Origin of the sequence: Pauljensenia sp. UMB3104, assembly GCF_030217285.1 — a bacterium.
Lineage (GTDB): Bacteria > Actinomycetota > Actinomycetes > Actinomycetales > Actinomycetaceae > Pauljensenia.
Window position 1 is genome coordinate 242671 of the sequence record NZ_JASONN010000001.1, and the last position, 22365, is coordinate 265035.

18 protein-coding genes are annotated in these 22365 nt (G+C 63.5%); 6 read left to right on the top strand and 12 right to left on the bottom strand.

What is annotated here, in order from left to right:
* The first annotated feature begins 86 nt into the window (after window positions 1-86).
* Both QP415_RS01105 and QP415_RS01110 read left to right on the top strand, forming a co-directional pair.
* Window positions 87-2087, top strand: a complete 2001-nt coding sequence (locus QP415_RS01105; RefSeq protein WP_285098064.1) for an alpha/beta hydrolase family protein — start codon at window positions 87-89, stop codon at window positions 2085-2087.
* The gene (locus QP415_RS01110) at window positions 2084-3925 is read left to right on the top strand and encodes a chloride channel protein (RefSeq protein WP_285098067.1); all 1842 of its coding nucleotides are present in this window, start codon (window positions 2084-2086) and stop codon (window positions 3923-3925) included. Before QP415_RS01105 ends, QP415_RS01110 begins: the two co-directional genes overlap by 4 nt.
* Here QP415_RS01110 and QP415_RS01115 read toward each other — a convergent pair.
* Window positions 3922-5271, bottom strand: a complete 1350-nt coding sequence (locus QP415_RS01115) for a class I SAM-dependent RNA methyltransferase (protein ID WP_285098070.1) — start codon at window positions 5269-5271, stop codon at window positions 3922-3924. The two genes, QP415_RS01110 and QP415_RS01115, sit on opposite strands and share 4 nt — an antisense overlap.
* Complete coding sequence (locus tag QP415_RS01120; RefSeq protein ID WP_285098072.1) at window positions 5268-7346, bottom strand: APC family permease; 2079 nt, start codon at window positions 7344-7346, stop codon at window positions 5268-5270. The genes QP415_RS01115 and QP415_RS01120 overlap by 4 nt, the downstream gene beginning before the upstream one ends.
* A gap of 105 nt (window positions 7347-7451) precedes the next feature.
* Between QP415_RS01120 and QP415_RS01125 the strand changes: the two genes are divergently transcribed.
* Entirely contained in the window at window positions 7452-8102 is a 651-nt protein-coding gene (locus QP415_RS01125) for a potassium channel family protein (RefSeq protein WP_442953448.1), read from the top strand.
* A 2-nt stretch (window positions 8103-8104) separates the two neighbouring features.
* Complete coding sequence (locus tag QP415_RS01130; RefSeq protein ID WP_016461801.1) at window positions 8105-8803, top strand: potassium channel family protein; 699 nt, start codon at window positions 8105-8107, stop codon at window positions 8801-8803.
* On the opposite strand, the gene QP415_RS01135 is transcribed toward QP415_RS01130, so the two are convergent.
* Genes QP415_RS01135 through QP415_RS01150 form a run of 4 tightly spaced genes read right to left on the bottom strand, consistent with a single transcriptional unit; the run spans window position 8752 to window position 10746 of the window.
* Window positions 8752-9420 (bottom strand): DUF3159 domain-containing protein, encoded by a 669-nt coding sequence (locus QP415_RS01135; RefSeq protein WP_285098075.1) that lies wholly within the window; start codon window positions 9418-9420, stop codon window positions 8752-8754. The genes QP415_RS01130 and QP415_RS01135 overlap by 52 nt on opposite strands.
* Window positions 9420-9800: a hypothetical protein gene (locus tag QP415_RS01140; protein WP_016461803.1), complete on the bottom strand. Its 381-nt coding sequence runs from the start codon at window positions 9798-9800 to the stop codon at window positions 9420-9422. Before QP415_RS01140 ends, QP415_RS01135 begins: the two co-directional genes overlap by 1 nt.
* 1 nt (window position 9801) lies before the next feature.
* A complete protein-coding gene (locus QP415_RS01145) occupies window positions 9802-10434 on the bottom strand; it encodes a DUF3710 domain-containing protein (protein WP_016461804.1) in 633 nt (210 codons plus the stop codon).
* 9 nt (window positions 10435-10443) lie between these two features.
* Window positions 10444-10746, bottom strand: coding sequence for a DUF4193 domain-containing protein (locus QP415_RS01150; protein ID WP_016461805.1), 303 nt, complete (start codon window positions 10744-10746; stop codon window positions 10444-10446).
* Window positions 10747-10912: 166 nt separating this feature from the next.
* On the opposite strand from QP415_RS01150, the gene sepH reads away from it, so the two are divergent.
* Window positions 10913-12151 (top strand): septation protein SepH, encoded by a 1239-nt coding sequence (gene sepH, locus QP415_RS01155; protein WP_048677641.1) that lies wholly within the window; start codon window positions 10913-10915, stop codon window positions 12149-12151.
* A 66-nt stretch (window positions 12152-12217) separates the two neighbouring features.
* Here the strand turns inward: sepH and QP415_RS01160 are convergent, their stop codons facing one another.
* Together QP415_RS01160 and QP415_RS01165 are read right to left on the bottom strand one after the other, a co-directional pair.
* Entirely contained in the window at window positions 12218-13366 is a 1149-nt protein-coding gene (locus QP415_RS01160; protein ID WP_285098079.1) for an alkaline phosphatase family protein, read from the bottom strand.
* A complete protein-coding gene (locus QP415_RS01165; RefSeq protein WP_048677639.1) occupies window positions 13359-13895 on the bottom strand; it encodes a DUF5998 family protein in 537 nt (178 codons plus the stop codon). Before QP415_RS01165 ends, QP415_RS01160 begins: the two co-directional genes overlap by 8 nt.
* 67 nt (window positions 13896-13962) lie before the next feature.
* Here QP415_RS01165 and QP415_RS01170 point away from each other — a divergent pair, with 67 nt between their 5' ends.
* Window positions 13963-16431, top strand: coding sequence for a DNA gyrase/topoisomerase IV subunit A (locus QP415_RS01170; RefSeq protein WP_285098080.1), 2469 nt, complete (start codon window positions 13963-13965; stop codon window positions 16429-16431).
* 70 nt (window positions 16432-16501) lie between these two features.
* On the opposite strand, the gene QP415_RS01175 is transcribed toward QP415_RS01170, so the two are convergent.
* From QP415_RS01175 to QP415_RS01190, 4 genes are all read right to left on the bottom strand, one after another.
* A complete protein-coding gene (locus QP415_RS01175) occupies window positions 16502-17716 on the bottom strand; it encodes a S8 family peptidase (protein ID WP_442953447.1) in 1215 nt (404 codons plus the stop codon).
* A complete protein-coding gene (locus QP415_RS01180; protein WP_285098084.1) occupies window positions 17695-19125 on the bottom strand; it encodes a hypothetical protein in 1431 nt (476 codons plus the stop codon). Before QP415_RS01180 ends, QP415_RS01175 begins: the two co-directional genes overlap by 22 nt.
* A 799-nt stretch (window positions 19126-19924) precedes the next feature.
* Window positions 19925-20875: a PfkB family carbohydrate kinase gene (locus QP415_RS01185; protein ID WP_285098086.1), complete on the bottom strand. Its 951-nt coding sequence runs from the start codon at window positions 20873-20875 to the stop codon at window positions 19925-19927.
* Window positions 20868-22334 (bottom strand): sugar porter family MFS transporter, encoded by a 1467-nt coding sequence (locus QP415_RS01190; protein WP_285098087.1) that lies wholly within the window; start codon window positions 22332-22334, stop codon window positions 20868-20870. Before QP415_RS01190 ends, QP415_RS01185 begins: the two co-directional genes overlap by 8 nt.
* Between the last annotated feature and the right edge of the window lie 31 nt (window positions 22335-22365).

Genomic DNA, 22365 nt, shown 5'->3' on the forward strand with positions numbered 1-22365 from the left:
TGTCAGCTACCTTCGACCCGCGCAGGCGACAAGCACGCGCACTAAGATAGACACTGTTGGCTCGCCGTACCGCTTAAGGAGGCACTATGTCCGTCACCGTCGCACCCCACGGCCTGTGGGAGTCCCCCATCTCGGGCGATTCCTTCACCGCCCGTTCGGTCACGCTCTCCCAGGTTCGTGTCGATGGACCCGATACCTACTGGGTTGAAGGACATCCACTCCAGGGCGGTCGCGGCACGCTGCTGCGCCGTCGTGCAACGGGTGAGACGGGCGAAGTTCTGCCCCTGATCGATGGTTCTCGCCTGCCCGACGTCGGCACACGCGTACACGAGTACGGCGGTAAGGCGTATGCCGTTCACCATGGCGTCATCGTCTTCTCCGATCAGACCGATGGCCGCGTGTACGCCTTTGATACGGCCGATCCGCGCCGCGTCGTGCGCCCGCTCACGACCCTGTCGAAGGTCCGTTACGGCGACTTCTGGATCGCTGACGTGCGCGAACTCGTGTACGCGGTCGCCGAGGACCACTCAGCTCCGGGCGAGCCCGTGAACAAGATCGTCGCCATTCCGCTCGATGGGTCCGCCGCGCGCGATGACAGCGCAATCATCACGGTGTTCGAGGGCACCGACTTCGCGCAGGCACCCACGGTGTCCCCGGACGGCACAAAGATCGCGTGGATCACCTGGAACCACCCGAACATGCCGTGGACGTATTCTCAGCTGCGCGTCGCCTCCCTGACCTTCGAGGGAACCATCGACCAGGAGGTTGTCCTGGTGGATCGCCCGGGCGTGTGCGTCTACGAGCCACGTTGGACCCTTGACGGTGACCTGATCCACGTGGATGATTCCTCCGGCTGGGCAAACCTGTACCGCACCCAGGGCTTCGTGTGGAAGGAAGGCGAGGACGCAAACGCGTGGACCTCGCGGCTGCGCACCCGTGCGTTGCACCCCGGACATCGCGCATTCTCGCACCCGCACTGGCAGCTCGGCCTGCACTCCTACGATAACTACGACAACGACTACCTCGTGTGTTCGTGGGCTGAGGACCAGGTCTGGCACATCGGAACTGTGCGTATCGACAACGGCATGGCCGAAGAGTGGGCGACCGGTTGGTGGCCCATCGGTAACGTGGCAGCCGCTGATGGTCGCGTCGTTTTCCTTGCCGACTCCGCCACCCACACGCCCGCCATCATCGAAGTATCGCGTGGTAAGACCAAGGTACTGCGTCCTTCCTCAGAGGCCGAGGTCCCGACCGCCCTCGTCTCCACGGCCGAGATGCTGACGTGGAAGACCTCGGACGGCGAGGAGGCTCACGGCTTCTACTACGCGCCCGTGAACCCTGATTTCACCGCCCCTGAGGGTGAGCTTCCGCCCCTCATCGTGAACGTGCACGGCGGCCCGACCGAGGCTGCACGCCCCGGCCTGCAGGTGCCGTTCCAGTACTGGACCAGCCGTGGATTTGCTGTTCTGGACGTGAATTTCCGCGGTTCGACCTCCTTCGGGCGTCCCTACCGTCAGCGTCTGAACGGCAACTGGGGTGTCATGGACGTTCAGGACTGCATTGACGGCGCCCAGTACCTCGTTGATCTGGGGCGCGTCGATCCCAAGCGGATCGCGATCCGCGGCCGTTCCTCCGGTGGCTTCACCGTGCTCAACGCGCTGGCATCCTCTGACGTGTTCACCGCCGGCGCTTCCTTCTCGGGCATCGCGGACCTGGCGAAGCTGGCCGAAACCAGCCACAAGTTTGAGTCGCACTACGATGGCATTCTGCTCGGTACGGACGACAGGTCGGATCCGGTGTGGGCGCAGCGCTCGCCGATCAACCGAGTGTCCGACATTAAGGCGCCTCTCATGCTCCTGCAGGGCACCGCAGACCCGGTGGTCCCCGCCTCGCAGGCCCAGGAAATGTACGAGGCGCTGCGGGCGAACGGCAATGCTGTTGCCCTCAAGCTCTATCAGGGTGAGGGACACCGCTTCCGCTCGGCCATCAACATCAAGGATGCATGGCAGTCGGAGCTGTCCTTCTACCGGACCATCTGGGGCATCGCCATTGACGCCCCCATTCACGTGGAGATCGCAAACCTGTGACACACACAGTACAGTCCCCGCAGCCAGAGGAACCGGCTGCGGGGACTCGCTTACGCGTCGGCCAGACGGTCGCCGCGCATCGTTCCCTGCTCGGCGTCGCCGCTGCACTCGTTGGCGGCGTCGTCGGCGCAGCAGCCGTCCTGTTTAACCTTGCGATCCGCGCATGGACCTGGGTGTCGACAGGTTTCGACGAGTACACGACCCACATCGGTCAGTCGCACGGCGTCTGGGGGTGGGCACCTTGGCTCTTTCTCCTCCTCTCCCCCGCTATCGCTGGTCTCCTGTACGGACCGCTGATCCAGCGCTTCGCCCCTTCTGCGAAGGGCCATGGCATCCCCGAGGTGATGCTCGCTGTGCGTCGTAAGGGTGGGCGCATCCCGGGGCGCGTTGCGATCGTGAAGATCATTGCGTCGGCACTGACTATCGGCTCGGGCGGATCCGCTGGCCGCGAGGGCCCGATCGTTCAGGTCGGAGCGTCGCTGGGTTCCACCATTGCCTCGTGGCTGCATATGCCCGTCTCCCGCGTGGTCTTGCTGGCCTCGTGCGGCTCGGCGGCTGGCATCGCGGCCACATTCCATGCGCCTCTCGCGGGTGCCGTCTTCGCTCTTGAGGTTATTCTCGTCGAATTCACGGCCGAAACCTTCGGTTTCGTCGTCCTCTCCGCCGTCACGTCGTCGGTGGTTGCACGCATCCTGCAGGGGGATGAGATGGTCGTGCACGTCGCCGACAACCTGACGTTCGCGTCGATGTCGGACATGTGGTGGGTTGCTGTTCTCGGCCTCGTTGCTGGCCTGTGCGGCTTGGGCTTCTCGAAGCTCCTGTATGCCTCAGAGGACGCGATTGACTGGGTGTGGGCACGCACGCACCTACCTGAGTGGGCGCGTCCGGGTGTCCTCGGTCTCGCCCTCGGCGTCGCTCTCGTTGCGTTCCCGTACATGTACGGCTCGGGGTATCCGCTGGAGGAGGAGGCGATCGCCGGAAACTTCTCGATCGCATTCCTTCTCGCCCTCATGCTGGGGCGCGCCGTCTACACGTCGTTCACGATCGGTATGGGCGGTTCGGGCGGCGTCTTCGCGCCCACGCTCTTCATCGGTGCGATGGCTGGTGCGGCCTTCGGAAACATTGTCTCCCCGCTATCGGATTCTCCCATCGGTGTTTTTGCCGTGGTCGGCATGGGTGCCGCTTTCGCGGGCGCCGCACGTGCCCCCATGACGGCCGTTCTCATCATCGTGGAGATGACCGGCCAGTTCTCGCTGATTCTGCCGATGATGCTCGCAGTCGTGATCGCGACGGGGGCGTCGCGTTTCCTCACGCGCGCGACGATCTACACGGAGAAACTGCGCCGCCGCGGTGACGTGCTTGACGACCCGGTCGACGGCACTCTGCTGGGTACCCGCGCGGCGTCCGAGTGGATGATGGAGGTCCCCAAGACACTGGCATCGACCACGAGCGCTGCCTCCGCCATCGCTGCCCTGCGCCGCACGAGGGAGACGGTTCTGCCCGTCGTGTCCGACAAAGGGCGTTTCGTCGGCCTCGTGTCCTCGTTGCGCCTGGCTGAGCTCACGCAGGAGGATGGTTCTCTGGATGCTCCCCTGGCGGATTTGCCTCTCATCGACGAGGCCGTGGCCGCCTCCGCTCCCCCGTCCGAGGTTCTCGGGGCGCTGCGGCGTACCGGCTTGCAGTCCCTACCAGTCGTAGACGGAGATCGCCGTGTCGTCGGCTGGGTGTCCGAACGCGACCTGGTGGATCGCATGTACCGCGATCAGCGCCGCGCAATCGAGGCGCGCACGCAGACGTCGTGGGGCTCGCGCATGCTCGAGCGCAGGAGGACCCGCTAGCGGCTCAGAACCGAGACCGTCTCGACGTGGTGGGTGTGCGGGAAGAGGTCCCACGCCTGCAGTGATTCGAGCTCGTATCCGGCTTCGGTCAGGGCGCGCAGGTCACGCGCGCCCGCTGCGGGGTCACACGAGACCAGGACGACGCGAGGAGCACCCGTGGCGGCGATCGCCTCGCACACCTCGGCACCGGCGCCGGCACGCGGCGGGTCCGCCACGACCACGTCGGGCACAGCGCCGAGCTGGCCGGCCAGGTCGACAATACCCTCGCGATCCACGTTGCCAGCGAACGCGTCCACCCAATCGAAGGCTGCGAGATTCTCGCCCGCGTCACGCACGGCGGCCTCGTCGCCCTCAAGCGTCACCATACGCCCCGTCTCGCCAAGAGCGCGCGCGAGCGGCACGGAGAACAGGCCCGCCCCCGAGTAGAGTTCCATGACCGCACGGCCAGCCCCCGCCTCGTCCGAACCGAACGCAGCAGCACGCACAGCGTTCGCAAGCACCTCGGCGCCGCGCGCGTGCGTCTGCCAAAAACCGGAGGGGCGCACGTAGTACGACTCGACGCCGGAGCCGACGGGCACGTTCCAACGCAAGACGTCGGCGTCAATACGCACGCCGTCAGCGGCGTAGGTGTCATCGCCGATCAGAACGACGGGATCGCCACCGGACGGGGCCACAGCGCGCACGCGGTCCCCCGGCTTCCACAGGCGACGCCACGGCGAATCCGCGTCGAACAGGCCGAGCTCACGGATCGCGGGAACAGCCAGCGGCATATCATCGAGCGCAATCACACGGCGGCCGCGGAACTCGTGCATACCAGCACGGCCATCCGCGTCGATGACAACATCGATGCGCGAGCGGCGACCGGTCAGCGGATCGTTCGGATCCTCGTCGCCGGGCGCAGGTGCGACGCGCACTCCCCCGAGGGCATCCACGGCTTCGGCCAGGGCCTCGCCGCCCACGCGGCGCAACTGCCCGGCGATCACGCGAGACTTCCAATCACGCTGAGCACCCGGAGTCAGGTGAGCGAGCTCGCCGCCGCCAACGCCACCCGGACCCGCCTGGGGCCAGACGGACTCGACGCGATCAGGCGACGGCTCAAGAACCTCCACGGCATCCGCCCATGCGAGCTTCTTCTGGACGGCACTCACGCGCGCACGGACTACCTCACCGGGCGCCGAGTGGCGCACGAAGACAACGCGCCCGCTCTCGTCGCGGGCGACGCACGCTCCGCCGTGAGCGGGTTCCCCGACAGTCAGCTCAAGGATCTCGCCAATCCCCTCACGTGGCTCCGCGGAGACGGGGCGTCGACGCGGGGAGGGACGACGACGGGACGGACGGGGACTCATGCGCTCTCCTCGGCGGTAGCATCGGCGCTGGCGTCGCCGGGCTGTTCAGTGCGGGGATTCGACTCACTCGGTGCCGGTGCTCCGACACGTAAGAACGGGTCGTTGACACGCTGGCGTCCCTCAACGACGTCGTCCTCGCCCAGCTGCCACGGAACGATGGTAATCACCACCCCGGGGACACCCAGGAGCGCGGCGCGCAGGCGGAGCGCGGACTGGTTGTGCACGAAGTTCTCCCACCAGTGGGTGACGAGGAACTGGGGCATGTAGACCACCAGCATCTCGGTGGGCATCGAGCGACGACGCCCCCGCACGTACTGCAAGATCACCGATGCGATGTCACGGTAGGGCGCTGACAGGAGCGTCAGAGGCACGGGAACACCGGAGGCCTTCCACTGGCGCAGAATCTTGTTTTCTTCCTCATCGTCCGCGACGACGGACACGAGCTCGATCGACGTTGGTGACGACGCGCGAGCAGCCGCGATCGCACGCATCGCGGGGCGTGACAGCGAGGAGACGAGCACGAGGGCGCGCACGCGTGTGGGCAGCGCACGCCGAGCGTTCCAGTCGTCCACACGCAGCTGCGTGCGAACGGTTTCATAGTGGTGGTGAATCGAAATCTGGACGCCAAAAGCAATGGCAATCATGAGCAACGTGATCCACGCGCCGTGCGTGAACTTCGTGGCCAGCACGATGAGGAGCACGATGCCCGTCATCATGAAGCCAACGATATTGACGGCGCGCGAGCGCAGAACGGCCATACGCTCCTGACCAGACTGACGCGAACGCAACTGCTTGTTCCAGTGCTTGATCATGCCCAGCTGCGAGAGCGTGAAGGAAATAAAGACGCCGACGACATAGAGCTGGATCAGGCGTGTCGTCTGTGCCTGGAAGCCGACGATGAGCGCGATCGCCGCGATGGTCAGAACGACGATGCCGTTCGAATACGACAGGCGATCGCCACGGCGCACCATCTGGTGAGGCAGGAAAGAATCACGCGACAGGACCGAGGCCAGCGTCGGGAATCCGTTAAACGCCGTGTTACCGGCGAGAACCAGGATGAAGCCGGTGACGACGGTGATCACAATGAACAGGATCGACCCTTGTCCGAAAACAGCCGACGCAATCTGAGAGATCGCCGGGTCGATCGGCGTTTTCTCCGGGACGGGCGCGCCCTGATAGGTCAACTGGCTCGCCGCGTCGTCGACGATTTTCACACCGGTCGCACGGGCCAGCACTAGGATTGAGATCATCATCGAAGCCGCGATGAGGCCGAGCATCGCCAACGTGGTGGCCGCGTTGCGCGACTTGGGGCGGCGGAACATCGGCACGCCGTTAGAGATCGCCTCGACGCCGGTGAGGGCCGCGCAACCCGACGAGAAGGCGCGCATAAGGAGGAAAGCGCCCGCGAGTCCGGCGAGGCCGTCCGCGTGAGCGGGGGCAGCAACGAGCTCGTAGGCGGCCGTCGGAGCCACACCCAGGTGCCCGGTTGCCATCTTTGCGAAACCGACGACGACCATCAGGCCGATCGCGCCCATGTAGAGGTAGGTGGGCACGGCAAACGCGCCACCGGCCTCGCGTGTACCGCGCAGGTTCAGAGTCGCCAGAATAATGACGAGCGCCACCGCGATGGGAACCTCGTGGCCGAGGAGCGCGGGCACTGCCGTCGTGATGTAGTTGGCGCCCGACGAAATCGAGACGGCAACGGTGAGGATGTAGTCGACCAACAAGGCCGAGGCGACGAGTAGCCCCCACGACCGACCCAAGTTCGTGGTCACAACCTCGTAATCGCCGCCACCTGAGGGGTAGGCGTGAACCGTCTGGCGGTAGGACGCGACCACGACAGCCAACACGAGAGCAACAACAACGCCCACCCAGACCGACTGAAGGGCGGCCATGGATCCGGCGAGCGCAAGCGTTAGGAGGACTTCATCGGGCGCGTAGGCGACCGACGAGAGCGCATCCGACGCGAAGATCGGCAGAGCAATACGTTTGGGGAGAAGCTGGTGGCCCATCGCGTCCGATCGCATCGGGCGTCCGATGAGCACGCGCTTTGCGTAGGCCAACAAGTTCGTCACGAATAACAAGCCTAGTCCACCTCGCCGAGCATGGGAACGCCGAAACTTCACGCATGGCTATTACGCGGGGACCGGAGTACTTTGGTAGTCGTGCACTTTGTGATCATGGGTTGCGGGCGCGTCGGCGCTCGCCTTGCATCGACGTTGGACGCTGCGGGTCATTCCGTGGCGGTTATTGACCAGGATTCCAAGGCTTTCTCTCGCCTGTCACCGGACTTTTCCGGCCGTCGCGTGACGGGCGTGGGCATGGACCGTGACTGCCTGCGTCAAGCGAACATCAAGGAGGCGTATGCGTTTGCGGCAGTCTCATCGGGTGATAACTCGAACATTATTGCCGCGCGCGTCGCTCGTGAGGTTTTTCACGTTGAACACGTGGTTGCGCGCATCTATGACCCGACTCGCGCCTACCTGTATGAGCGCCTCGGCATTCCCACTGTTGCGTCTGTCCAGCGCACCGCGGACTCGGTCCTGCGTCGCCTGCTGCCGCCGGATGCCTCACTGATCTGGTCACATCCGACCGGTGAGGTCGCTCTCGTCAACGCAACGCCCTCTGCGCCCTGGTATGGGCTGAGCTTCCAGCTCGTCGAGGAGCTGACGGGGTGCCGGATTGCATTCACCTCGCGCCTGGGGTCGATTCGCACGGCATCGCCTGACCTGGTCGTTCAGGAGCACGACCAACTGTACTTTGCGATCAATGGGACGGATACGGCCGCGCTGCGCGATCAGCTGGCCAGCCCGCCCAAGACGGAGGAGTGAGCATGAAGATCGTCATTGCTGGAGCCGGTTCGGTCGGGCGCAGCGTTGCCCTGGAGCTCCTCGCTCACGGTCACGACATTACCCTGATCGACAACATGCCCGAAAAGCTGCGTATTTCCTCGGTTGCTGACGCTGACTGGGTGCTCGCAGATGCGTGCTCGCCCGATGCCCTGCGCGACGCTGGCGTGGCCGAGGCCGACGTGATGGTTGCAGCCACGGGGGACGACAAGGCGAACCTGGTCATCTCTCTGCTGGCCAAAACGGAGTTTGCGGTTCCTCGCGTCGTCGCCCGCCTGAACAACCCGAAGAACGAGTGGCTCTTTGATCAGGCATGGGGTGTGGATGTGTCGGTGTCGACGCCGCGCATCATGACGTCTCTCGTCGAAGAGGCTGTGTCGGTGGGTATCCCGGTGCGCCTGTTCTCTTTCAATACCGCTGCCGTGTCCATGCACGCTCTCATCCTGCCGGACGATTCTCCGGTCGTCGGCAAGCGCGTCCACTCCCTCGAGTTGCCTGCGCGCTCGGTGCTAGCTGCGCTCCTGCGCGATGGCCGTCCGATCACTCCGAGCGCCGATGACGTGTTCGAGGCCGCGGACGAGCTACTCCTGCTCGTCCCCGATGCGGATGCCGAGGAGCTGACGAAGCTTCGTCAGTTGGTCGCTTCTCCTGAGTCCGAGGCATCCTCCGAGGACGAGGAGTAGCCGCGCAGCCCCCACCAGGTGGCCCAGGCGCCCAGGGCGAAGAGCGGGAGGCCCAGGGCCAGCTTGGCGATACCGAGCGCCGCGACCTGGCCACCGAGCCAGAGAGGGGCCTGGACTGCGACACGCACCGCGAAGATTCCCGCCCACATCCACGTGAGTAGGTTGCACCTGCGCGCGAGGTCCGCGCGTGCCGGGTCGGACTGCCATCCCTTAGCCAGGCCCGTCAGTGGCCCGTAGAACTGGGCGACGAGGCCTCGCCTGAGCAGGACGGACAGGGCGAAGGCGAGGGCCATGGCCACGTTCGTGGCAATGCCCCACGCGAAGTAATTCTCCCCGCGTCCCGTGGCCGCGGCAAAAATGACGCCAATAGCGACGCCGAACAGCCCCGAGAGGGCCTGCTGGAGCCCCTGTCTCTGGACAAGCCGGAGCACACAGGCGAGCAACGCCACGCACGACGCCGCTACCAGTGTCGGCACGAGGGCGCGGGTTGCGACGAAGACGATCACGAAAACGAGGCCGGGAGCCGTCGCTTCGATGACTCCGCGCGTACCTCCGAGCGCGTCTGACCAGGAGAAGTCCTCGGAGGTTGCCTGGTCCATCCAACGCGGAGTGGGCATCAGCCTTCCCCTGCGATGACGCGATACAGGGGATTGATAATCACGAGGCGGTCCCCCGTACGCCCGACAGTGCCCTCAACTTCGAGGCGCTGGCCGACGCTGAGCCCGGGGATGGACGTGCGCCCAGGCCAGCGCAGCTCCAGAGTGTCGGTGCCGTCGTAGAGCGTGGCGACGAGCACCCGCTGAGTGCCTTCCTCGGGCGGGTAGGTCATGCCGAGGAGCGTGCCGAAGACGAGCACGTGCGAGCGGTCCGTCACGTCGCGGATAGGCGTGACCCCGCGGGCGGCGCGCGCCGAGTCCTCGTCGAGAGCTGCGTCCAGAGAACGCGCATCCTTATCGAGGCCGAGCGCGGCGCCGACCCGAGCGATCCACGATGCCATGTCAGGCCTCCTGAGCACCCGCGGGCAGGTGCACCGGGAGCAGCTCCAGGCGCGTGCGCGGGTGGTCATCGCGTCGCACGATAATGCGATCGATGACCTTCTCGATCTCGACGCCGGCGTCGGCGTTCGCGGCAGCCGGGCCGAGGATATCGATGCGCGCGAACCATCGGTCGCCTTCGCGACCGATGATACGCATGCGGGAGGTCGCAGAACGACCATCGGGCATCTGCATCGGCATATCGACGAGCAGCTCGTCTCCGTAGCGCGTCGGATAGTCGGCGACCTTGGCGCCCTGCTCTTCGAAACCCTTGCGGATTTCTTCGCGCAGCTCCTCCCACACGCCTCCGGATCGGGGCGCGGCGGCGACGCTCATCTGAATGCCGGAGCTACCGAGCACGACCAGGATCTGCAGGACGGTCGTACCGTCGTCAGCGACCTGCGTGCGCAGCTGCATGCCCTGAACCGCCGGGAACAGGATGGATCCCATGTCGACGTAGCCTTCGGAGGCGTCGACCTCACCGTAGTTGCGAGGGCCGGGCTCGCTCCAGATCTCCGCGTCTTCGTCGCTGAGGCGAGGCAGAACCTCAACCTCTTCGACGTCGTCTTCTGCAGTCTTCTTCTTGCGTCCGAACATCGTCCTACCTCACATCGCGCACTCGGTGCACACGGGAGCGCCGCTGGCGTCCACGTGGTCGAGCTGCGACGCGTGGTGCACGAGGAAGCACTGCGAGCAGGTGAACTCGTCTTCTTGACGGGGAACGACGTGAACGGTCAGTTCTTCCTTTGACAGGTCAGCGCCGGGAAGTTCAAAATTCTCGGCGGCCTCGTTCTCGTCTTCCTCAATCTCAGCGGAGCCGGCGTCGTTGCGACGGGACTTCAGCTCTTCGATCGAGTCCTCTGCGACCTCGTCTTCGTTCTTGCGCGGCGCATCGTAATCGGTTGCCATGGTTCTCCCCTTTCGCCTCTCGAGCCGGTTTGCGCGAGTGGTCTATGCGCAGGGAGGATAACACTTGTGAGAGGAATGTGCCATCGTATGTGTGACACGCGCCCAGCTACGCGACATTCTCGGCATTATTTGAGACGATTCGACCTAGACGTATGAGGAGGAAGTGATGATTGAGCTCGAATTGCTCGGGACCAGCGCCGATGGCGAGTCCCTGGTGCTCACCGATGCCCAGGGTGAACGCTACTCGGTGTTGATCTCGGACGAGCTCCGCGGTGCGACGCGCCGTGACCGTCCGCGAGTGGAGCTTGCCCCCGCTCGTCCCACCTTGGCTCCTCGCGACATTCAGGCACTGCTGCGTGCGGGTGCTACTCCTGCGGAAATCGCTTCCGAGCACGGGATGGAAGTCAGCGCCGTGGAGCGCTTTGAGGCCCCCGTTCAGGCGGAAAAGGACTATGCGCTCACCCGTGCGCGCGCCGTTCGCATCGGTGAGGGCGGTCCGACGATGGGCGATCTTGTCGTTGATCGTCTGGCGGCTCGTGGCGTTGATCCCACCTCCCTGGAGTGGGCTGCCACGCGCGAGGCCGGAGAGCCCTGGCAGATTATCGTCACGTTCGTGCAGGGCGCAGCAGAGCACGCTGCGCACTGGCATCTGTCGAATTCCGGGGCCCTCGAGGCCATCGACCAGGAGGCGCAGTGGCTGACCGAGCAGGTATCCGCGTCCCCGACGGCGTCGATCTTCACTCCCCTGCCGCGCACGACGTCTACTGCCGCCCTTGATCCAGACGAGGAGGATCTGCGTAACCGCGAGGCGATCCTCGATCAGCTCAACGCTGTGCGCGGCAAGCGTCAGCAGATCGACTTGGACTTGGACGACGAGGTGGACGAGGAAGCCGAGTACCTCGCTGCGATCGCCAGCGAAGAAGAACCCGAGGCCACCGAACCAGATGCTTCTACAGGCCCCATTTCTGCGCGCATCTATTCACTCGCTTCCGCGCGTACAAAGGCCGAAGCACCGGCCCAAGCGTCCGAGGATGGGTTGTTCCCCGCAACCGGCCAGATCCCGTCGGCTCGCCCCGCGGCGACCGGATCCATCCCCGTTGCGTCGCGCTCGCCCAGGAACGAGGCCCCGGCCTCGTCGGGCGTCCTCCCGTGGCTATCGGAGGCTCCTGGCTCCTCCGACGAAGAGAAAACCACCGAACCACAGGCTGAAGAGCAGCAGACCCCGGCGATTCCTATGAAGGCCGTTGCGCCGACTGATTCGACGTCCGACAAGGCTGAAGAAGGCGCGACAGGGGCCGTCCCCGCGCAGGGCATCACCGGTTCGCGTATGGCCCGCGCATCCTCAAAGAAAAACCGCAGGTCAGTACCCAGCTGGGACGAGATCCTGTTCGGATCAAAGCCCTAAGCACTCGTTCTCTGCAGGCGGTCGCTCTTAGCGCAGAGCGGCCGTTTGCCGCCTCCCGGTGAATTCCTAGGACAGAACCACGACCGGGATGCGCATTTCCGTTGAGGTGAGCGACCCGTGGACACCCGGCATTGCGATCGCCGATGCGCTCTGCGTGCGCGAGTCGACGACTCCGCCACGGCCTCGTGCAAGCACGAGGAAATCTCCGATGACCGCCGCACCGTCGCCAGCGCCGATGAGGGCACTGATCGCCTCTCCTGAGACGATCCATGCGCTCTCTCCCAGGACATCGCGCCAGCGCGCCTCCACCTCGTCGGCACGTCCTGCATCAGCGTGAACGTGCACGGCTCGAGTCTCTCCCGCGACGATGCGCACGCCCTCGCGCAGGGCGGGGGTGGACGCCACATCGACGATCTGCGACGCATCGACGTTGATCATTCCATGATCGGCCGTCATGACAGTCCGCACGCCCGCAGGCAGCGACCTGAGCAGGCGCGCGAGCCCGGCATCGAACTCTTCCAGATTGGCGATCCAACTGTCTGAACCGACGCCCGATCCGTGGCCCGCGTGGTCGATCTCAGACCAGTACAGGTACACAACGGGCGTGCCGGCGCGCAGTTCGCGCAGGGCAGCGCTGACGCGCTCATCAAGCGTCTCTGCGGGCACGTGACGTGCTCCCCGCAGGGCTGCCCCCGTCAGACCGGAGCCCGCGAAACGCGCCGGGGAGACGACCGCAGAAGCAACGTCCGCGGCGGCCAGGCGCTCAAAGTACGTGGGGACCGGCTGCCACTCGCTGGGCGCAGGACCGCCCTCCATGGCGAGCAGGTTCATGACGGTGCCCCTATATGCGACGGAAAAGCCCACCATGTTCGTGGCGCCCGGACACTCTCCCGTCCCAAAGGCGGTGATCGCCGCTGCCGTCGTCGAGGGGACCACCGTATGAATCGAACGAACATCGCCTCGCACGCGGCGCAGCGTCGGAGTGTGTCCCACGTACTCCTCAATAAGCTCATACCCGAGGCCATCCACGAGGATCAGAAGCAGCTGGTGGGCGCCCGTCTCCATACCGAGTGAGGCGGCGGCCTGAGCGGACGCGCCGGGCAGGGCGGGGTCGATCGTGGCGAGGCCACCCGCGACAACGTCCGTGATGAGCGGATCACCAACACGGGGCAGATCAGCGCCGGGCAGATGCAGCGTCACTGCGCCCTCACTCACTGTGGGTCCCCATCAGCTGCGCCAGTCGATCCACGAACGCCAAGGCCTCGTCGAGTGCATCCCGCCCGTCGGCTGCCGCCGAGATACGGAAGGTCAGGTCGTCGGGGAAGGACGAACCTGTCAAACCGTGGTCCGCCATGCAATTCGGGTCGTCACAGTGGGCGGGCTCAAGCTCGAGGCGGCGCGCACCCTTCAGGTCGAGCGCAATCGTCATTTCAGACAAACCTGTGGCGTTTTCGGGGTCCGTGTAGACCTCCATCGTCGAGTATCCGGCGATGTCTCCCACGCGGTGGACGGCCGTCGCAATCGTCGCGGAACCGCCGTCCATCTCGTCGACGTGCAGCTGGACGATCGCACGATCCGTCAACGAGGCGATCGTCAGGTGGCGGAACACCGACCCCCGGTCAAAACCCGTGTCCACCTGGCACAGCGTCGCGAGCGGCTCCGCGCTGCCCAGAGCCCGGCGCAGCGCACGCTGCACCGCCTTGGGGTAAAAGCCCCCACGTTCGATACGGGTCCATGTGTCCATCCTCCAATTGTGCCCCGAAGCGGCGCGCCAGTCGAAATGAGCGCCGACCCGCGCAATAATGGCGCGTATGGCTAAGAAGGACCAGGTCGTCGATATTCCCGAGAAGGACGAGAACATCTCAGAGATCGACGTGTCTGATGAGATGCGTGGGTCCTTCCTGGAGTATGCCGTCTCGGTGATCTACGCGCGCGCACTTCCCGACGCGCGCGACGGCCTTAAGCCCGTGCAGCGCCGCATCATGTTCCAGATGAATCAGATGGGGTTGCGCCCCGACAAGGGACACGTGAAGTCCCAGCGCGTCGTCGGCGAGGTCATGGGTAAGCTTCACCCGCACGGCGATTCCGCGATTTACGAGGCCCTGGTGCGCCTCGCTCAGCCGTTTAACCTGCGCGTCCCCCTGGTCGATGGGCACGGTAACTTCGGCTCTCTCGACGATGGCCCGGCTGCCGCGCGTTACACCGAGGCGCGCATGGCGCCCGCTGCGCTGGACCTGGTGACGGGTCTGGACGAGGACACGGTCGATTTCGTCCCGAACTACGACAATCAGTTCATGCAGCCGGACGTCCTGCCGGCCGCTTTTCCGCAGCTGCTCGTTAACGGCGCCTCGGGCATCGCGGTGGGCATGGCGACGAACATCGCGCCGCACAACCTCTCGGAGACGATCGCGGGCGCTATCCACCTGTTGGATAACCCCTCGGCGTCCGTCGCCGACCTCATGCGCTACATTCCCGGCCCCGACCTGCCAGAGGGCGGCGTCATCGTGGGCCTCGATGGGATCAAGGAGGCCTACGAGACTGGTCGAGGCGCGTTTAAGACCCGCGCGAAGGTCCAGATCGAGCGCGTGACCGCCCGCAAGATGGGCATTATCGTGACGCAGCTACCCTACATGGTGGGCCCGGAAAAGGTCATCGAGAAGATCAAGGAAAACGCGAACGCGGGTCGCCTGAAGGGCATCTCCTCGGTGCAGAACCTCACGGACCGCATTCACGGCCTGCGTCTGGTCATCGAGGTAAAGAACGGTTTCAACCCCGAGGCCGTGCTCCAGCAGCTCTACCAGCGCACTCCGCTGGAGGATTCTTTCTCGATCAATGCCGTGGCTCTGGTCGGTGGCCAGCCGCGTACCCTGGGCCTGAAGGAGATGCTGCAGGTCTTCCTGGATCACCGCCTGGACGTGACGACGCGCCGCAGCCGCTTCCGCTTGAAGAAGTACGAGGATCGCCTGCACCTGGTCGAGGGCCTGCTCATCGCGATCCTGGACATCGACGACGTCATCGCGATCATTCGGTCCTCGGACGACGCGGAGATCGCTCGCGAGCGACTCATGACGGCCTTCGACCTGTCCGAGGCTCAGGCGAACTACATCCTCGAGCTGCGCCTGCGCCGCCTCACAAAGTTCTCGCGCATCGAGCTGGAGACCGAGCGCGACGAACTGCTGGCGAAGATCGCTTCCTTGCGTGAAATCCTGGAGGATCCGCAGCTGCTGCGCGCGCTCGTCAAGAAAGAGCTGCGCGAGGTCTCAGATCGCCTGGGTACGCCGCGTCGTACGCTGCTGCTGGCCTCGACGGGGACGCCTGTGGGAGCCGCAGCCGACGACGCCGCGCTGGCTGCGCTGCCCTCGGTATCTCGTTCGGGCAAGGGTCTGGACCTTCAGATTCCGGACGACCCGTGCGTCGTGGTCCTCTCGTCGACGGGCGCGCTCGCCCGCGTCGAGGGTGGGGACCCGCTGGAACCCGGGCCGCGCGCCGCATCGGACGGGTGGCGTGCGCAGCTGCCATCGACTGCCCGCTCGCAGGTGGCGGTGGTGACGGAGGACGGTGTCGCGCACCGTATTGACGTCGTGGACCTGCCGGCGCTCCCCCGCTTCGAGACAGGACTGTCGCTCGCCGGGGCGATGCCCGCATCCCTGCTGCTACACACGGACGTTCCCGCGGTGGGTCTGCTGGACCCCGAGGGCACCGACGTGGTCGCGATGGGCACGGCCCGTGGAACCGTTAAGCGCCTGCGCCCGGATGTGCTTCAGCGCGACGAGTGGGAGGTCATCGCCCTGGAGGACGGGGACCGTCTCGTGGGCTTTGATCGTTGCACGGATGGGGCGGACCTCGTGTTTATCTCGTCGGACGCACAGCTGCTGCGCACCCCCGCCGCGAAGGTGCGCCCGCAGGGCCGCACGGCCGGTGGCATGGCGGGCATGAAGCTCAACGCAGGCGCCGAGGCCTTGGGATTCTGGGTTGTCGAGGCACCTATCGATGCGGTCGTCGTGACGGTCGCCGCGGCGCTCGGCGCACTGCCTGGCACAGGTCAGACGACCGTCAAGGTGACGCCTTTCGAGTGCTACCCGGCGAAGGGCCGAGGTGGTCAGGGCGTGCGCTGCCAGCGTTTCCTGCGCGGCGAGGATCGGCTCGATATCGCCTGGGTGGGAACGAAGCCGGGACGCGCAGCGTCCGCGGACGGTTCTCCTATCGACCTGCCCGCGGAGGATGAGCGCCGCGACGGCTCGGGTGTGCCGATCACCTTCGCGATCGCGTCGATTGGCTGATGCTCCGCTGTTTTTTGAGTGGTGGGGTGGCCGGGATTGCTCCCGGCAACCCCACTCTCGTTATTACACTCTACTTCGCGTGGTAGCGCGGGCTCGTCCCCAGGTGTGTAGTTGACGTGTTCATCGGGTCCGTCAGCTTGGACTCATCGAGGCCGCGATACGTGTACGACTTGTCGTTGACAATCTCGGTCGGATTGACCACTCCATCTGCATACTGTTGGACTTCCGCAGGCGTCGGACTCGATCCGCCGCCTTTATCAGCAAGCGGGTTCTCATCGGGGAATTGAGTCGGATCCGTATTCACGATGGCAGCAGGATCAATAGCCCCATATCCCGTGTACTGGTTCCATCCGTGATCGGGATTCAGCCCCGTTTTCACCAGAAGTTGCAGGAGCTGATTGCTCGTTGCATTGGGCCATTTCTGACGCGCCAAGGCGAGGGTTCCAGCAACGATGGGAGCGGAGACGGAGGTTCCCGACACCTGTGTTACCTGTCCGCTTGAGTAGTCGTGCACCACCAGTGGACCTCCTACCGCTGCAGTAGTGACACCCTGCCCCCAAGACGAATAATCCTGCCTGCTATCATCAATCCCAATTGCAGAAACGCCAACTACTCCCGACCACTGCGAGAGAGAAGTCGCGTTACCATCGGTCGCTTCATTACCTGCAGAAGCAGTAATGATAATTCCCTGAGCCATCGAGCGTGCTATTGCCCATTTCAACTCATTTTCTTGAGACGTACTAGAGGAAGACAAATTGATAATCTGCGCACCATCATTCATAGCTGAGTTCAGCAGCCATGCATAGCCGTACTTGATATGTTTCGTATTATCAACGCAATCAGAGGACGGCTGGTCACCATCTTGCTTGGAACCCGTCAGGTATGTCAGCAAGGTCGCATCGGGAGCAACACCATAATTTTGGGAGACTAGAATCGACGCAACTGAGGTTCCGTGGCTTTTGGAAGCCAAAGACGAGTTAATTGAGCAGGTTCCCTTGTTTTGGATCGATGCACCGGCAAGTTCTAGCGCAGTAGTCTCAACCGGTCCATCAATCATTGCAATTGTCACGCCTGAGCCGGTATAGCCCTTCGCCCTGGCTTGGTCGAGGTGGTAGTAGGTGAAATATGGTTGGTCAGCGGCAGTAATAGGGTCAGCCGCGTGTGCTGGGCCGACAGGTCCTACAAGTGAGGCTGCCGTGAGGGCGACGGCAGAAGCCACGACGACACAGCTCCACCGGGGACGATGAGTGGCGTTCACTGAATTCACCATTGCCTGATATCCCATCCATCATTCTTTCGACTCACTGGCTCAATATCCTTCTCCGATCCGTATGTCTGCGAAAGAGGATTGACGTAGCCTTCGGGTAGCTCGTCATCATCGTCCACACGAAATGGAGTGTATTTGCAACGGCGGCCTTTCTTCTCGTCTTTTGCGCCACTACCGGAACCGCCGGCCCCTCCCATGAAGCCTCCTTGGCCTGTTGCACCGGCGCGATTAGCAGACACACCAGAACTACCGCTCAGGGGCGTCGTTGTTCCCCTCGCTGCAGAGGAACCATAGCCCGGTGCTGCATAGGCACCAGCACGCAATGATGTCATTCCATTAATTGCATTACCTGACGACATAGAGGCGAAGCGCGCAGCCACACCCGTTCCGAGGGCACCTGCTGCCAGAACACCCACTCCCCCTAGACGAGCGGCAAGCGACTTCTCATCTCCTGGACCACCATTAAGCTTCCAGAGTGGATGATGACGATCCGTCGGCGGGGCAGGGGTGTAACCACCGATGGTTCCATTCGCATGGCGATCTCCATTCACGCGTGTATGCAGCAGATCGATTCCCGCCAAGTCTTGAGGATCTGTAATTGGATTCAGGCGCGAACCCACTTCTCCTTCGGTAGTGAAACGATTTGGAATCCGTTGAGAGGACATCACACGATCACTGACGGGGCCACCCTCGTTGTACCCATCGGGATAGAGCCCTGAACGAGGACCTCGCAGATCGGAACGCCCATAGTCATTATCCCTATTACCCGGATAGACACCTGGCTTGTGTCGAGAGACATTGAGATACCCATTCTCAATGTCTTTACGTACAGATGGCGTAGAAGGGCCTTTAGGAGCCCATTGATGCGAACCAGGATCTTCCAGCTGCACAGTCTGTTCCGTGACACCGTTCGCGAGCTCCTGCATCGTGTTATTTGCGCGCTCTAGAATGTCCGTCGAATTGATTTCTCGCCGATCATTGGCTTGCATGATCAGCGCTTGGAAGTAGGCGTCTGCCGAAACGGCGAGCGCATTGATCGGCTGTCCGAGCGGTCCAAGATACTTTGTGACGGGCACAACCACATGCGCCGCATCCGCAAGTTGCTGGAGACTCGCATCGATGAGATTGGGGGAAAGCTGCTGAGCTTCCTCACAGATATGCTTCATTGCACGTCGGGCTTCGACGTAATACTCCATCGCCGAGTTATGACTCTCCTTGATGCCCTGCACACGCTTCATCGTTGCATCTGCCCACGCATCGATCTCATTACCCGTTTCACCAGTAAACCCTTGGTTCGCACGTAAATGGTACGTTGAGTTATTGGCTTCATTTAAGCCGCAAACGATGGCATTGTGCTCACCATCCGATGCTACCAAGGCTTCAGCACTTTCAAGGGCTGCCACGAGGCGCATCAGTCTGTCGTACATAGGGCTATCAACCATAGCTATATCCTGCTCCCTGCCTAGAATTCAGATGGCTTATTCTGCACCGGTGCTTGATCTGCGGATGACGTCCCTGACGCTGCCCCGGCTCCACCACCGTTAGTCGTATTCGAACCGCCACCCGAGTTTGGGGGCGTTCCTCCGCCAGAGGATGTGCCACCACTATTCGAGGAACTACCACCAACAGACGAGCCCGGTTGAGCACCACTCGCCGACGACCCACCCGATGTCTGGGGAGGAGGAGCGCTGACAGATCCAGAACCTCCCTGTCCCGATTCCATCTGAGCGAGAATTCGTGCTAGTTCGTCAGTGTTCCCCTGCTCTGCGGCCGTGAACGCAGCAACGGCCGTCTTCACGTCGCCATCAAACTTCTGGAAGCGACCCGTTTCCCCTCTGATGACCCGATCTTCCGTTTTCAGGAAGGTAATGAGAGCAGTACGCATCGCCAGGAATCCCTCTTCCTGCGACCAATGCTCAGGATCCTGCGCGTCAATCAGACGTCCGATAGCCGCGCACGAGTCATCGAGTGATCGCCCCCCCTTCTCCATATCTCCATTTGTTTGTGCGTGCTTATCAGAGTCAAAGCCAACGTCGGCCACTCGGCACCTCCAGGAATACCGGGCTTGCGAAACGTGTTCCACGGAACACAACGGGATGCCTGCAAGCATATGACCACTTGTTCACATTGACAAGCCAGTCCGAGGAGAGGACAAAGCAAGCAAGATGGGTGTGGGCCCAGCCAAACGGCCGGGCCCACACCCATCAGTTGAGGAACGCTCCCCCATCAGCCTCGCAGCGTCCGATCAGCAGCCAGGATGTCGGCTACCTCGTCACGCGTGGGCGAGTAGGCACCCTGGTGCAGGATGGTGATGCCGGAGGTGATGATGCCGCGGTGGATGGCCGGCAGGATCTGGTCCCACGAGGCCTCGCGCAGACGCTGCTTCGCCTCGCCCGAGCCCAGGAGGCCCGCATCCACCAGACCCGAGATGAGGCCAGCCATGAGCGAGTCACCCGCGCCCACGGTGTCCACCAGCTCAACGTCCAGCGGGTCGACGACGAGCATGTCACGCTCGGCGGCCGCCTTGATGTAGACGCCCCAGGGGCCGCGCGTGCACAGGATCAGCGACGGACCGGACTGCGACCACTCGCGGATAACGTCCTCAACGGGGCGGCCCGGGTACAGCCACTCGAGATCCTCGTCGGAGGCCTTCACGACGTCCGAGAGGGCCACGATCGCCTCAATGTGCGGGCGGGCCTCGTCGGGCGTGCCCAGCAGGGCCGGGCGGATGTTCGGATCGTAGGACACGGTGCCTCGGATAGCCTGACGCTTAACAGCGGCCAGGACCTTGTCGGCGCCCGGCTCGAGGACGACTGCGTAGGAGCCGGTGTGCACGTGTCCGACAGTGTCGGGTTCCTCCACGGAGGGCACGTCCCACGACAGATCGAATTCGTAGGTGGCGCGGCCTCGCTCATCAAGAGTCGCATGGGCGACCGTCGTGAAGTCAGCCCCATCGGAGCCGGGAGTCAGGGTCACCCCCGCCGCTTCGGCGTGAGCGCGGACCTTGTTGCCGCGGGCATCGCGGCCGAACCATGTTGCCAGTTCGGATTCATGCCCTAGCCGGGTCAGTCCGGCTGCGACGTTGAGCATCGATCCCCCGACGACCTCGACGGGTTCACTGTTCGGGCGGGTGATCTCATCGATGAGAGCTTCCCCGATGTTCACGATCCTAGTCATTCGTCAACCCCAGTTTCTCTTCCATTTCTTCGAGCGGGATGCCCTTGGTTTCGGGCATGACCTTCAGGACCCAGAATAGCTGACCAACCATCGCGAGGAAGAACAGTCCAAAGGCGAATCCACCGCCGAGCTTATCCGTGAGCACAGGGAAGGCATAGGTGGTAATGAAAGCAAACACCCAGTGCGTGAGCGAACCGAGGGACTGGCCACGCGCGCGCACGCGGTTGGGGAAGATCTCCGAAATGAACACCCAGATGACGGACCCTTGCCCAAACGCGTGAGAGGCGATGAATGCAAGCAGACCAATCAGGATCAGCCACACCGGGACAGCGCTGCCTTGCTCGAACGCTCCTCCCTTGTAGGCGAACATGATGGCCGACAGGAAGCCCAGCGACACGAGGTAGCCGATAGAACCAACAATCATGAGCTGACGGCGACCAAGCTTGTCGATAACGGTCAGGGCGGCCATCGTGGCAATCAGGTTCATGAGGCCGACAATGACGGATGCGACATAGGGGAATGCCGGTCCGAGTACCTGTTCACCACCTGCGAGCTTCATGACCTTGGGCGCGTAGTAGAGGATCGCGTTGATTCCCGAGAGCTGGTTGAACATCGCGATGCAGAAGGCCATGAGGATGACCTTGCGGTAGCGGCGCGTAAAGAAAGCGACCTTACCGCCAGCGGCGTCCTCGGCGATCTGTGTCTTAATCTCGCCAATCTGCTCGATGCTCTCCTCCTGCGTGGAGGTCAGGCGCTCAGAAATCTTGACAGCACGTTCCTCGTGGCCGTGGGCAAGTAGCCAGCGAGGAGTCTCGGGCACGGTGGCCAGGAAGATCAGGAAGAACACAGCCGGCACGGCCATGACACCAAGCATCCAGCGCCACGCAATATCTTCATGCACAATCTCGCGGATGACCGCGTTCGAAGCGTAGGCCAGGAGGATACCGAAGACGATATTGAACTGGACCAGGCCCACCAGGCGCCCGCGCACGCGGGCGGGGGCGATTTCGGCGGTGTAGATGGGTGCAACCACCGAGGACAGACCGACGCCGATGCCTCCGAGGAAGCGGAACAGCATGAAGAAGGCAATCGGGAAAGAGGACGCCGCCACAAACTTACCGTCCCCGACCGGACTCAGTGTAGGAACCGGTGCCAGGGCGGTTGCCAGGGCGCCGACACCAAAGAGAATACCAATCCAGAAGAGGACGGGCTTACGTCCAAAGCGGTCGGCGAGCTTACCGGCGATAATGGCGCCGAAAATGGTGCCGATGGTCGCGATGGCGACGATCATGCCCTCACCCATGGAGGAGAGGGCGTAAAGCTCGGTGAGTTTTTCTTCCGCACCCGAGATGACGGCAGTGTCAAAACCGAAGAGCAGGCCTCCGAGGGATGCGACGATCGCGCTTCGAATGACCAAGGGCGGAATGGAAGTCGATGATGCTGACGTCTTTGTTGTCATGCTGGCTCCGCGCTGTGGAGATGGGACGCAC

What these genes read in the sequence shown, in the direction of transcription:
- QP415_RS01145 (WP_016461804.1), bottom strand. Translation starts at nt 10,434, where the DNA reads ATGTTCGGACGCAAGAAGAAGACTGCAGAAGACGACGTCGAAGAGGTT.
- QP415_RS01135 (WP_285098075.1), bottom strand. Translation starts at nt 9,420, where the DNA reads ATGCCCACTCCGCGTTGGATGGACCAGGCAACCTCCGAGGACTTCTCC.
- QP415_RS01190 (WP_285098087.1), bottom strand. Translation starts at nt 22,334, where the DNA reads ATGACAACAAAGACGTCAGCATCATCGACTTCCATTCCGCCCTTGGTC.
- QP415_RS01130 (WP_016461801.1), top strand. Translation starts at nt 8,105, where the DNA reads ATGAAGATCGTCATTGCTGGAGCCGGTTCGGTCGGGCGCAGCGTTGCC.
- QP415_RS01180 (WP_285098084.1), bottom strand. Translation starts at nt 19,125, where the DNA reads ATGTACGACAGACTGATGCGCCTCGTGGCAGCCCTTGAAAGTGCTGAA.
- QP415_RS01140 (WP_016461803.1), bottom strand. Translation starts at nt 9,800, where the DNA reads ATGGCATCGTGGATCGCTCGGGTCGGCGCCGCGCTCGGCCTCGATAAG.
- QP415_RS01150 (WP_016461805.1), bottom strand. Translation starts at nt 10,746, where the DNA reads ATGGCAACCGATTACGATGCGCCGCGCAAGAACGAAGACGAGGTCGCA.
- QP415_RS01165 (WP_048677639.1), bottom strand. Translation starts at nt 13,895, where the DNA reads ATGGACACATGGACCCGTATCGAACGTGGGGGCTTTTACCCCAAGGCG.
- QP415_RS01125 (WP_442953448.1), top strand. Translation starts at nt 7,452, where the DNA reads ATGGGTTGCGGGCGCGTCGGCGCTCGCCTTGCATCGACGTTGGACGCT.
- QP415_RS01170 (WP_285098080.1), top strand. Translation starts at nt 13,963, where the DNA reads ATGGCTAAGAAGGACCAGGTCGTCGATATTCCCGAGAAGGACGAGAAC.
- QP415_RS01115 (WP_285098070.1), bottom strand. Translation starts at nt 5,271, where the DNA reads ATGAGTCCCCGTCCGTCCCGTCGTCGTCCCTCCCCGCGTCGACGCCCC.
- sepH (WP_048677641.1), top strand. Translation starts at nt 10,913, where the DNA reads ATGATTGAGCTCGAATTGCTCGGGACCAGCGCCGATGGCGAGTCCCTG.
- QP415_RS01185 (WP_285098086.1), bottom strand. Translation starts at nt 20,875, where the DNA reads ATGACTAGGATCGTGAACATCGGGGAAGCTCTCATCGATGAGATCACC.
- QP415_RS01105 (WP_285098064.1), top strand. Translation starts at nt 87, where the DNA reads ATGTCCGTCACCGTCGCACCCCACGGCCTGTGGGAGTCCCCCATCTCG.
- QP415_RS01175 (WP_442953447.1), bottom strand. Translation starts at nt 17,716, where the DNA reads ATGGGATATCAGGCAATGGTGAATTCAGTGAACGCCACTCATCGTCCC.